Below are 12,386 nucleotides of genomic sequence, written 5' to 3' on the forward strand. Positions count from 1 at the left end.
CTGAGTGAAATTTAAATTTAATTAATGCTTTTTAACTTGTCAGCATGGAGTTTTCTCAATTTCATAAGTTTTGGTTTAATTACAAAACTACAATACCCTTGTTGCTGATTGTTTCTATAATAGTTTTGATGCTCTTCTTCAGCTTCATAAAATATTGTGGCTTCAGTTATTTCCGTTACAATGGAATCTTCATAATATTTGCTCAATTCATTGACTATAGTTTCTGCAATTTTTTTCTGCTCTTCACTATGGTAAAAAATTACTGAACGATATTGCGTACCACGATCTGCACCTTGTCTATTTAATGTAGTAGGATCGTGCGTAGTCATAAATATTATGATAATATCTTCGTACGTAATCACATTCGCATCAAATGTGATTTGAATCACTTCGGCATGACCAGTCAATCCTGAGCATATTTCTCTATAGGTTGGTTTCCCAGGTACGTTACCACCAGAATAACCAGAAACTACTTTTTCAATACCTTTAACTTCTTGGAAAACTGCTTCTGTACACCAAAAACATCCTCCGCCAACTACGGCAACTTGTAAATTTCTGTGATCCATTAAGCAATATCCTTGTCTAATGTCATTGACTCTGAATTTATGCAATAACGCAATCCACTTGGTTCCGGTCCATCAGGGAAAACATGCCCTAAATGTCCATCGCAGCTATTGCACATTACTTCAACTCTTACCATTCCATAAGAGGAGTCCTTCTCATATTTAATTGCATTCTCCGTTATAGGTTGAGTAAAACTTGGCCAACCTGTTCCTGAACTAAATTTTATTGTACTATCAAACAAAGGCATATTACAGCAAACACAGTTGTATTTACCTTCGTCATAGATACTGCAAAGTGCTCCACTATGTGGTCTTTCTGTACCTTTTTGTCTCGTAATTCTAAACTGTTCAGGAGTGAGTTGAGCTCTCCATTCTGATTCTGTTTTTTCAACTCTTCTGTCTGGAGTTGGATTTCCATTAACCGAAAAATTTATAATATCTTTCCATGTTAGCATACCTTTTTATTCCTTTCGTTTTTAGTTAATAAATATGCTTTTATTGAATATGTAAAGATAGACGAAGTATTGTCAAAAAACTTACAAAATTCTGTTAAGGGTTTACTTCTTAGATTATTATTCATTAGTGTTTTAAGGCAAGAATATTAGTGTAATTTAGAAATAAGTGTATATTCGTAAGGCAAATAATATACAATTGTGATGAAAGTTTTAACAAACCTACTTAAAGCTACATTCTTTTTTATAGGGTCATTTATCATAGCTCAAGACACTACCGAACAACGTACGGTTTTATTTAATACCATTGATACTGATGGTAATGAAGTTATAACCAATCGTGAAATGCGTACATTTTACAGAGGTAAGCTCAATACCTTCGGCGAACCCATTGATGCCAAACGGTTGTTTTATGCTTTTGATGCCAATAGAAATAGTATCATAACACTAAATGAATATGTCAAAGGACCTGATTTTAAATTGGCAACTAAATATAGAGATCGTTGGCAGTATCCAGAACGTTTTCAAGAGGAAGTTAGCATCGAAGATAATTTGAGTGAAAGTGAAAAGGCGATAACAAAATTCACTAGAATTGATATTGACAAGGATGGTAAGATAACACTTGATGAAATGGTGGATTTTAATAAAGGTAAGATTGATAATATTACTGGCGAGTTAATTAATGGTAAATTGATTTTTTATGCCTTGGATGCTAATGAGAATGATGAAATAAGTATGGATGAGATCATGTCTAAACCAGATATGAAATTAGGTTATGAAAAAATAAAATCAAACAGAACAGAAGTGGGAGGTGCTGATTCGATTGCAGAACCAACCTCGAGTGATGAAGATTATGTTAATCAACGTATCACCTTATTCTTTCAATTGGATTTAGATAAAAATTACAAAATAAGTCTAGAAGAATTACAGACTTATTATGAAGGTAAAAAAGATAAATTAGGTAAACCAATAAATGCAAAATTAAGATTTTATGGTTTAGATACTTATGAAGACGGTTCAATAGAACTTGAAGAATTTACTAAGAAGATTGATTTTGTCTATGCTACATTTAGATTAAAAGAGGTAGAAAAAGAAAATTAGAAGACATAGTCCTTAATATTTTTTAATTTAAAATCCTGTAACTTAAAAATTACAGGATTTTAAATTTAAAAATTCTTAAGTCTTTCCGATCAATTTTATTCTTGAGGTTTTGGTCTTGAGTAAACATAGATTTTTTTAATATTTTCTCCTTCAAACATAATATCGTGTATATGGTGTTCTACAGTCTCATTACCTTGTTCGTCTTTAAATTTTATATCATTTCCAGAAGTTAACCAATCTTGAAGGACACCATTCTCATCCTCACCTTTATTGGCAATCATCCATTTTACGGTCCATTTGGGATTTGCTTGTGAATTAAACCATTCCTCGAGAAATTTAATGTGGGCCTCATTCCCTTCAATTACTGTTCCGTTAGGAGGATATCCTTGCCATTTATCAGAATTTATTTCAGCTATTTTTTTTAAATCTCTATTATTATGAGCATCTATATAATCAATCCAGATTTTCTGATGTTCTATTTTACCTACTAGAATTTCACTAGAAATACCCTCAGAATTTATTGTCGATCCTATAATTTCAGATTTATTTTGGCAGGCAAATAAGAAGAAGGTTGCTAAAAGAAATACTATGTTATTTTTCATATTTTAAATTGTCTTATTTTTTTGTTTAGTTATATGTTTTTATTTCTGCCCTTGTCCAAGTTTGAGAAAATTCTGAAATATCGTCAACAGCCTCTGAAAATTCGCTAAACGCTTTAGACTCATCTTCATTTTTAGGTCCAAATCTAAACGCTGAGTTTAAATCAGGGTAGGTACCATATATAATAAGATTTTCCCCATTGCTCGTGCCATGTGTAAATTGCGCTAAGCCCACAAATCCCGGAAAATCAAATGTTTTCATAAGCGTTTTAAATGCCGAAGTGAACAAAGGAACATTTTTGCTTTTAATTTTGAATATCCACGCTTGACCAATGGGATTAAACTCATCTTGGTTATATGCAGTTATGACATTGCCTGCTGAAGCTCTCACTTGTTTAACATAAGGCCTAACTAAATCTAAATAATCTTCCCATTCACCTCCGTTGAGAGATGTTCTTAGTTCTGCAAGAGTTTCCGAAGAGGGGCTTACAAAACTCAAAATATGGGTGCCTTCAAAACCTATTCCTTTTAATGGTATACGAGAAAATGTCATTGAGACACCATCAGGAAAGTTTTTATTAGAATAGTAGTCATCAACGATATTTTCAAATTGATTAGTATGTTGCCCATTAACATCTAAGATCACATCATACCAAAATAATTCCTGTGCAGATAATGATATAGTAAGTAAAAAGGCGAAAATAAAGAATTGGTTTTTCATAATATTATTAATTGTTATTTACAAGTAATAAATATAGATTATTCTACTCATTAATAAAAATAAAAGACAGATGATTCATAATACTTTTTTTTTACAAAATCGTTCATCGACATAAAATGTTTATTCAAGGAAACTTCAATGCATTTTGTCGATAAAAAATTTCTTTCCGTGAAATATTAAATATAATTCTTCAGGAGGTTATAATGGTAAAAAATCAGTGCAAGCATTTTTAAATCTGGTTTAACCTAAATAATTGAAATAAAACTTGTAATGACATCAATTGAATTTAATTTACTAGATACAAGCGCTAAAATGGCTGTGGTAAATCAATCTGGTTACCTGTTGCATAGTTCATACAGTGATAAAACATATTGCAATTGTTATGCGATAGATACATTTTTCGTAGAGGTAACATATGGCTCGAGAAACTATATTATTTTAGGAATTAAAGCCTTTAAGAATGCATGTCAACTTGATAAACATTCTAACGTTAGTGAATAAAAAAACAGTTCATCTAAAGTAATTGTCTATTCGGCGTTTGCAAACAGTCACTCATCGATTATTTAAATTAAAAAGATAAATAAAAAGTTCTTTTAAGCAATATAACTAACTTAAATACTAACGTTGAAGTGTCAGATTGGTAGGTCTGGCACTTTTTTTTATACTTACGTTTAATGAAAAGACCATTTATGAAAACCACATTAGTTATAATATGTACATTACTAACATCATTCTTTATACAATCCCAAGAAGTTTTAGCGATTTCTGGAGGCGAGGCTACAGGGAGTGGAGGAACTTCTAGCTATACTCTAGGTCAGGTGTTTTATACAGCCACCAATGCCAGTACCGGTAGCATCAGTCAAGGAGTTCAACAAAGTTTTGAATTCTTTACACTAAGCAATCCACAATTGACAACAGTTAATTTAAAAGCTGTAGTTTATCCGAATCCTTCATCAGATTATGTGGTACTAAATATTACAGATACCGCTCTTACTGATTTAAGCTATGTTCTTGTAGATATTAGGGGTCAAGTTATATCTAACCAAAAAATTAGCAGTTTAGATACTCAGGTAAGTTTGCATGGACTTTCAATAGGCACTTATGTTTTGAAAGTGAGTAAAAAAAATAGCGAATTAAAAACGTTTAAAATTATAAAAAAATAAATATCAGATGAAAATAATTTACACTTTAATAGTAGCATTATTACTAAGTATAACAAGCTTTGCACAATCACCAGACAAGATGAGTTACCAGGCAGTAATTAGAGATGCAAGCGGAGCTTTAGTTAGTGATTCAGCAGTAGGGATGCGCATAAGTATTTTACAAAATACAACCACAGGAACAGCGGTATATGTAGAAACCCATACTCCAACTTCAAATGAAAATGGACTTGTCAGTATTGAGGTTGGTACCGGCAGTACCTCAGATGATTTTAGCACAATAGATTGGAGCGCTGGTCCTTATTTCATACAAACTGAGACCGACCCAATAGGGGGGAGCAACTATACCATCACAGGGATAAGCCAATTAATGAGTGTTCCTTTTGCATTGCATGCAAAGGTGGCTGAGAGTGTTGTTTCACCAACATATTCGATTGGATATTCGCCAGAGCTAGGAGGTTATATTTTTATGCTCTCAGCGGATGGCAAGCACGGTTTGGTTTGTGAAACAATAGATCAGGGATTATCAACATGGTATAACGCTCAAAATTTTATATCCGACCCTTCAAATCATTCAGAAATCGGTCAAAATTTTACAGACTGGAGACTGCCCACAAGATACGAGTTAGCTCAAATGTTTGCACAAAAGGCAGACATCGAATCCGTTGGAGACACATTTGGATCAAAGACCTATTGGACCTCTACTCAAAGTGATGGAGATTATAATTCTGGAACGACAGGAATGCCGTATCTAGAAACTGCTTGGAGACAAAACTTCTTTTCTGGAAGTCAATTTAACAGTTATTCTTTTACTTTAGGTGATGCTTTCTTTGTACGTTCTGTTCGAGCGTTTTAAGCCATAATTTCACAAATAATAAATCTCAACTATTGGGTTGTCTTATAGTTGAGGTTTTTTGAGGAGTTGTCAAGATTACCAAATCCATTTTCTCTTGAATCTCGCACTGAATTAACGTTTCATCGTGGAGCCAAGAGGAGTAAAATCGAACTATTTTGGGGAGGATTTCGAATTATTTTGAATCCAACGCTACGGCTAAAAGTAGTGCGGTTTCTAACTCAAAAACTTTCAAGCCGAGTTCTATTTTATGTTTTAAATTTTATACATGATGTAACTTTAAAGATAGCATTACTTTTAGCTATTGTTAGGCAACGTTTTTCCTAATTCATTCTTTAAATCGACAATTTCATCGGGGCTAAATGTAGTGCGACTTTTCACGTTCGATATTGTAGCCTAGCTAGAGGCTGTTTGATTACCATTCTGAATAAACTTCCTCACACTTACCATCAATGCACTTTTCAATATTTGTTAATCTTCCAATTTCAGGAATAATTATTTATAGTTTTCGCCATGCAAAACAGCAGAAACAAAACTGTAAAAAATGCGATTTTTTTCATTAGGCTCTGGTTTTAATTTGTTTAAATTCAGCTTTTATTTTTATCGATTAGTTGCACACCTCCTTGAACAATAAAAATGTGAAGTGAAACTAATCGAGTAGGTATAATTCATTCCATCAGCACTTTCATCCTCATTTTGTATCAATTCAAGTAGATCTTCTAATTCATTCATTTGATATTCGTCATTTTTCAGTCTGTATATATCGCTAGAACTATAAGTTCCAATTGGTTGTTTAAATGCATCTATTAATTCAAATTCTTCATTACACCATGAACACTTATAATCTTTTATACTCTCAATTATTGGAAATTTCGAGCGAACCTTGTATCTTCCTTCTCCTTCTTTCCGTTTTTCCTGCGCGACATCTTTTTTCTCTGCTCCTCCATTGAGGAAAGTAATGCAGTTTTCTTCGTTTTTAAATTTATAATATAGGTGGTTTTCTAATTGACTAAGTGTGAATTCTCCATATTTTGGACTTGGATTTTCGTTGCTCGTATAATAGATTTTGTAAATGAGAATGCCATCAACATTAACAGGGAAAATTGGCTCATCAGTTGTTAGGTCAAACAAAGTATACGGTCTTTTCCATCTAACATTAGCAATATCTTTTCTGGTATGCTGATCTCTATATTGAACCCATTCATAATCTGTACCGTTCCATTTAAACGCATCGCCATCACTATCAATAAAGAATTCACCCTCTTGTGTAATACTATTATCCTCGAATTCTTGTTTTATGTGAGCTAAAGAACCTATCTCAAGTTTTACTTCATGCACCCGCTCATAACCTGTACGGTCAGCACCTTCATAGCCATCTGAAACATCATTGCTGGTAATTACATCGTTTTCGTATGGTGTAATACAAATTACAGTTCTTTGATCATGGTCATAGCGTATTGATTTAGTAGGACTGAAAGGATTAGATATTGACAATATTAAAATGCCGTCATTGTATTCAAAATCTATAATATCGGCTTCAAACGTTATATCATCATCCGTTCCATAAACATTTTCTATTTCTCTCCTGGTCATTTCACCGTAATTTTTTTCAATTTTTATACGACCGTTTGTGTAATTTGACCACTTATTATATGTTGTAGAAAGAGAAGTACCTATAGCTGATTCATCATCTATGTATATCTCACTAATGTTTGAAAATAAGTTTGAATTAGCTGTCCAGGAAAATTGATTTGGTTTTACAGATTTATCATCTCCAAACATTGACGAAACGCAAATTTCTTCAATTTGAATATTACCTTCTGCATATTTATTAAATATATTTTGAGTATCTACTTCTTCAGTATTTGAATTAATACTTTCTAATTTTTGCAATCTATTCTCTAATTCTTTGATACGGTTACTTTGCTCTTGACTGTTTGTATTATTAGAACAACTCAAGAGAAACGGTAGCCAAAGTAAAAGACAGGGATATTTCATGCACTAAAATTAAGGTTAACGAATGGATAAACACAATTGTCTTTATATCCATAATGTTTGTTCTTACAAATCTAGAATAATTTTATTTAATATTAGATTTTTAAGATATCGTATCATTTACCGAATTTTCAATTAATTTAATGAAAAAATATTCCCTAAAATAAAATTTATTTTAGGGAATAATGCCGTGGAGGAGAAGGGAGTGAAGTCGAACTTTTTTAGGTCTGATTTAGTAGAATTAACATGAATTTATTTTGCTGTTCTGGTTTTTGAACGTAAATTATTTTAGTGTTGTAAGATTTTATTCATTAAATTTAAAAATAAATTATATAATGATGCAAAAATATCTTTTATTTCTATTCGCTCTTGGCCATTGTTTTACAACACAATCACAATCAAAAATAGTCACATCTGGAGGAATTGCTACGGGTAACGGCACGGTGAGTTATACTGTTGGTCAAGTTTCTTATAATGAATACTCTAACACCAGTGGTAGTGTGTCAGAAGGTGTGCAGCAAGCCTTTGAGTTTCAAACTTTGAGTAATCCAGAACTAACAACGGTTAATTTAAAAGCTGTAATCTATCCCAATCCCACCACCGACAATGTGATGCTCTCTGTTACCGATAGTGCTCTTACTAATTTAAGTTACCTGCTTATTGATGTTCAAGGTAAGGTGCTTTCCAATGGACAGGTGACCATAGCAGATACCCAGATAATGATGCAGGATTTAGCTACAGGGATGTATGTCCTAAAAGTAAACCAAAACAATAGAGCATTAAAAACATTTAAAATCATTAAAAAATGAAAAAACTATGCACCATTTTAGTTGCCCTATTAATCACTGCTACAACCTTTGCACAAGCCCCTGAGAAGATGAGCTATCAAGCAGTGGTTAGAGATGCATCAGGAGCCTTAGTAAGTGAACAAGTAGTTGGTATGAGAATACAAATTAAACAAGGCTCTGAATTTGGAGCCTCAGTTTACGTAGAAACCCAAACGCCAACAACTAACGCAAATGGGTTAGTAACTTTAGAGATAGGAACAGGAACTGTAATTACAGGATCATTTAATAGTATTGAATGGGACAACGGTCCATATTTTATAGAAACAGAAACCGACCCTACAGGAGGGAGTAATTACAGTATAATAGGCAACAGTCAATTACTGAGTGTTCCTTATGCCTTGTATGCCAAGAATAGTGGCAACAGCACACCAACAACGCATAATTTAGAAGCCGTACTTTCAGAAAACAACTCCGCCAACAACCAACAGATAAAAGATTTACAAGATCCAACAGAGGCTCAAGATGCCGTGACTTTATCTGTTTTATTGGAAAAAATAGCAGAGCTTCAAGATCAAATTGTTAATGCACAGATAGGCTCAATAACAGACGTTGACGGCAACACATACGGTTATCTTACCTACGGCGGCCAAGTTTGGACCGTAGAAAACGCCGAGATGGTAACCTATAGAGATGGCACGCCTATTCCAGAAGTTACTGATAATGCAGAATGGGAAAGTCTTACCACAGGAGCTTGGAGCTATTATGACAACGACCCCACAAAGCCAAGGCTTTATAACTGGTATGCCGTGATGGGTATTCACGATGTAGCTTCATTGACAGATGCATCATTAAGAAAAGAATTTGCACCAGAGGGCTGGCACGTACCATCAGATGCCGAGTGGACAACGCTTGAAGAACACCTCATAGCCAACGGCTATAATTATGATGGCACCACCACAGGAAACAAAATAGCCAAGTCGATGGCATCTACTACAGGATGGAACAGCTCAACAAATGAAGGAGCAATAGGCAACGACCAAAGTTTAAACAACGGTAGTGTCTTTAACGCCTTCCCTGAGGGTTACCGTTACAACAATGGTGCGTCCAACTCTGAGGGTTACGATGCATTCTTTTGGAGTTCCACTGAGAACAATACAATTAACGCATGGGTCCGCATCCTGTACGTCAATGACAGTAACTTATACAGGAACAACTACCTCAAGCAAAGCGGCTTTTCAGTGCGTTTTGTGAGGGATTAAAAAACTTGACTCTTGACTCTTTAAGGGGCTGCCTTAAAAGCAGCCCCGTCTTTTACAATCAGCGCCTTACGGCACACGTACTGTTAGAGCTTTTTAACAAATAAAATCATTAAAAAATGAAAAAACTACACACCATTTTAGCAGTAATATTAATAACTGCAACAACCTTTGCCCAAGCCCCTGAGAAGATGAGTTACCAAGCTGTTGTAAGAGACAGTGGTGATGCATTAGTAACAAACCAAGCAGTAGGCATGCAAATAAGCATTTTGCAAACTACAGCAACAGGAATAGCAGTTTATGTAGAAACCCAAACACCAACCACTAACGCTAATGGTTTAGTGAGTATAGAAATAGGGATGGGTTCTGTGGTCTCAGGAGATTTCTCTGCGCTTGATTGGTCTGCTGGCCCTTATTTTATAAAAACAGAAATAGACCCAACAGGAGGTTCTGGTTATACCATAACAGGCACCAGTGAGTTGTTGAGTGTTCCTTATGCTTTGCATGCCAAAACTGCAGAAAGTGTGACTTCCACATGCGGGCTTGCAATTGGCGACACCCACCAGGGCGGCATTATCTTTTATTTAGACGCCTCGGGCTGTCATGGGTTGATAAGTGCGCCAAGTGATCAAAGCACGGGGATTCAATGGTATAATGGTAGCAATATAAAAACTAATACGTTTGCTAATGGTATTGGTGGTGGTTTTGGAAATACTTACGGAATTATAGATGTACAAGGTTCCTGTGGTGGTCAGCCTCCAAATTGCTACGCAAGTGGCTTGTGTAGTGAATTAATTTTAGGAGGTAGATCAGATTGGTATTTACCTTCCATATATGAATTAAAATTACTGTATGAAAATATAGGACAAGGAAATGCACTAGGTTTAGGCAATATTGCGGGTTTAGCTGATGCTCTTTATTGGAGTTCTACTGAAAAATATGATCTTTTTAGTCACTCTCTTGATGTTTTAAATGGCGGTACTATTTTAGGTAGAGGTAAGAACTTCGCCCTCTATGTTCGTGCTATTCGGGCTTTTTAGTTATTAAATTATGAAAGAATTACTAAAAAATAACAATCAAATAAATACTAAAATTTTCCTTACAATACTACAATTATTTGTAATCGGCATAGTATCTGGACAAACCACAATTCCTTATGAAGTAATTAATAACTCACCACATTTCTCAGATAATGAAATTTATATTGGCCTTGTGGGGCAAACCACTAGTTTGGGTCCAGTGTGGGTTGATTTCAATAATAACGCAATTGATAACCCTGCTTTAATACCAATAAACGACACTTATAACACTTTACATATAGAACCAGGCGATTGGGGGTATGCAGATATGTTCACGCCGTTAAGTGAAATAACCGATGGGACACTTCACATACCAGCAATTTTTGGATGCCGTATGTATATTTCGTTTGTTAATCCCATGTATATACATTTTTTTGATAGTGGCGGTTATACAGGTCCAGATCTACAAAACCCTGCAGATCCAAATAGTAATATTCGCTTTGAAATTATAGAGTTAACCTGGTCTTCGGCTGGTTTATGGACAAACACGACCCGTGTTGATGCTTATCAGTATCCAATGGGACTAGAAATATGGGGAACCCCTGAATCAAACAATGCATACAAAAAAGCAGGTGAATTAATTTCTCATGAAGAGATTATTAATTTATTTCAACAAGCGTTTCCTATTGGTGATGATTTTTATCCCTGCTACAGTGAAAATGACTTGATAGGACCATCAAATCTGCCAGGTATTATCGAACAGCCATCAAAATTAGAAGAATTTAAGGAGGGTGGTGTTTCTGAATTTTATTTCCAAGATTATATTGATGCAGTTTGGTCGTATTTTAAGGATAATGAATTGGCTGTGAGTATCCCTAACTGGGGGGTGTTTCGAGGTTACGTTGAAGAAGGTACCGATATTTTAAAAATGAGTAATGAAAATAATGTGGAAGCATGGATTAATGGTAAGCCAAATACTCAAGAAGTAATTGAAGCAAAAGGCAAATTAGCTGAAAATGTACTAGAAACCCCAAGTAATGATGCTGATCTTGTTTTTCAGGCACAATTTTGTGCTGCCATGAATAGAGGGGTTATTGATTACACAGTATCTTCAGGGGTATTACAAGATTGGAGCAATGAGCTGTTTTTTTTCAATAACAACTTTACTCATAATCAATATGTCGCGTTTTTTCATCAAGAAAATATAGCTTATGATTCCAAGACATATGCCTTTGCTTATGATGATGTGTTTGACCATTCATCTACTTTACAAACTTCGATACCTGACCGTGCTAAAATAACAATTGGCGGGTTTAATGACAACACATTAAGTAATGAGGACTTATCAGAAAACTCGCTATTAACAATTACCTATCCCAACCCTGCAACAGATGTGGTTGTATTGGCATTAACAGATGCGAATTTAGTTGGTATGAGCTATGCCATGTATGATTTGCAAGGCAAAGTGGTTGCAAAAGGCTTAGTCACCCAAAATAACACACAAATAGGGATGCAACAATTGGCCCTTGGCACATACATTCTTAAAGTAAATCAAAACAATAAAGCATTAAAAACATTTAAAATCATTAAAAAATGAAAAAACTGCACCCCATTTTAGTTGTTCNCAACCTCTGCCCAAGTCCCTGAGAAGATGAGCTATCAAGCAGTGGTTAGAGATGCATCAGGAGCCTTAGTAAGTGAACAACTTGTCGGTATTGAGATAGAAATATTGTACTCGCAATATGGAGGAACAGCATATATTGAAACACATTTTGTAAATACTAATGCAAACGGGTTAGTCACTTTAGAGATAGGCACAGGTGGCACAGGAAATGTTTTTAATGACTTCTCTGCTATTCAATGGGATACTATTGATGGA

Annotated in this window: 13 protein-coding genes and 1 pseudogene; 9 read left to right on the plus strand and 5 right to left on the minus strand. The window is 34.6% G+C overall.

Annotated elements, in window-relative coordinates:
• Positions 1–17 precede the first annotated feature (17 nt).
• Positions 18–566: a peptide-methionine (S)-S-oxide reductase MsrA gene (msrA, locus tag DUZ96_RS04405; protein ID WP_114300742.1), complete on the minus strand. Its 549-nt coding sequence runs from the start codon at positions 564–566 to the stop codon at positions 18–20.
• Positions 566–1,018 carry a peptide-methionine (R)-S-oxide reductase MsrB gene (gene msrB / locus DUZ96_RS04410; RefSeq protein ID WP_114300743.1) on the minus strand — a complete coding sequence of 151 codons (453 nt, stop codon included), beginning with the start codon at positions 1,016–1,018 and terminating at the stop codon, positions 566–568. The genes msrA and msrB overlap by 1 nt, the downstream gene beginning before the upstream one ends.
• Positions 1,019–1,219: 201 nt before the next feature.
• Between msrB and DUZ96_RS04415 the strand changes: the two genes are divergently transcribed.
• Positions 1,220–2,116 (plus strand): EF-hand domain-containing protein, encoded by an 897-nt coding sequence (locus tag DUZ96_RS04415; protein WP_114300744.1) that lies wholly within the window; start codon positions 1,220–1,222, stop codon positions 2,114–2,116.
• A gap of 95 nt (positions 2,117–2,211) precedes the next feature.
• On the opposite strand, the gene DUZ96_RS04420 is transcribed toward DUZ96_RS04415, so the two are convergent.
• Together DUZ96_RS04420 and DUZ96_RS04425 are read right to left on the minus strand one after the other, a co-directional pair.
• Entirely contained in the window at positions 2,212–2,718 is a 507-nt protein-coding gene (locus DUZ96_RS04420; protein WP_114300745.1) for a nuclear transport factor 2 family protein, read from the minus strand.
• A 25-nt stretch (positions 2,719–2,743) separates the two neighbouring features.
• Positions 2,744–3,436, minus strand: a complete 693-nt coding sequence (locus tag DUZ96_RS04425) for a hypothetical protein (RefSeq protein WP_114300746.1) — start codon at positions 3,434–3,436, stop codon at positions 2,744–2,746.
• A gap of 270 nt (positions 3,437–3,706) precedes the next feature.
• Between DUZ96_RS04425 and DUZ96_RS04430 the strand changes: the two genes are divergently transcribed.
• From DUZ96_RS04430 to DUZ96_RS04440, 3 genes are all read left to right on the plus strand, one after another.
• Positions 3,707–3,937 carry a hypothetical protein gene (locus DUZ96_RS04430; protein ID WP_114300747.1) on the plus strand — a complete coding sequence of 77 codons (231 nt, stop codon included), beginning with the start codon at positions 3,707–3,709 and terminating at the stop codon, positions 3,935–3,937.
• Between the two features lie 188 nt (positions 3,938–4,125).
• The gene (locus tag DUZ96_RS04435; protein ID WP_114300764.1) at positions 4,126–4,599 is read left to right on the plus strand and encodes a T9SS type A sorting domain-containing protein; all 474 of its coding nucleotides are present in this window, start codon (positions 4,126–4,128) and stop codon (positions 4,597–4,599) included.
• 7 nt (positions 4,600–4,606) lie between these two features.
• On the plus strand, positions 4,607–5,452 hold the full coding sequence (locus DUZ96_RS04440; RefSeq protein WP_147267053.1) for a DUF1566 domain-containing protein: 846 nt from the start codon (positions 4,607–4,609) through the stop codon (positions 5,450–5,452).
• 597 nt (positions 5,453–6,049) lie between these two features.
• Here DUZ96_RS04440 and DUZ96_RS04445 read toward each other — a convergent pair.
• Positions 6,050–7,447, minus strand: a complete 1,398-nt coding sequence (locus DUZ96_RS04445; protein ID WP_147267054.1) for a hypothetical protein — start codon at positions 7,445–7,447, stop codon at positions 6,050–6,052.
• Between the two features lie 335 nt (positions 7,448–7,782).
• On the opposite strand from DUZ96_RS04445, the gene DUZ96_RS04450 reads away from it, so the two are divergent.
• The 5 genes and pseudogenes from DUZ96_RS04450 to DUZ96_RS04470 all read left to right on the plus strand — a co-directional run.
• A complete protein-coding gene (locus DUZ96_RS04450; RefSeq protein WP_258774316.1) occupies positions 7,783–8,253 on the plus strand; it encodes a T9SS type A sorting domain-containing protein in 471 nt (156 codons plus the stop codon).
• Positions 8,250–9,491 carry a fibrobacter succinogenes major paralogous domain-containing protein gene (locus DUZ96_RS04455; RefSeq protein WP_114300750.1) on the plus strand — a complete coding sequence of 414 codons (1,242 nt, stop codon included), beginning with the start codon at positions 8,250–8,252 and terminating at the stop codon, positions 9,489–9,491. Before DUZ96_RS04450 ends, DUZ96_RS04455 begins: the two co-directional genes overlap by 4 nt.
• Positions 9,492–9,607: 116 nt before the next feature.
• Entirely contained in the window at positions 9,608–10,528 is a 921-nt protein-coding gene (locus DUZ96_RS12890) for a DUF1566 domain-containing protein (protein WP_181855224.1), read from the plus strand.
• Positions 10,529–10,538: 10 nt separating this feature from the next.
• Positions 10,539–12,104, plus strand: coding sequence for a beta-1,3-glucanase family protein (locus DUZ96_RS04465; RefSeq protein WP_114300751.1), 1,566 nt, complete (start codon positions 10,539–10,541; stop codon positions 12,102–12,104).
• Positions 12,105–12,158: 54 nt separating this feature from the next.
• A pseudogene (locus DUZ96_RS04470) lies at positions 12,159–12,386 on the plus strand (hypothetical protein); the annotation flags it as partial.

Source organism: Winogradskyella sp. KYW1333 (assembly GCF_003335675.1).
In the GTDB taxonomy this organism is placed as follows: Bacteria; Bacteroidota; Bacteroidia; order Flavobacteriales; family Flavobacteriaceae; genus Winogradskyella.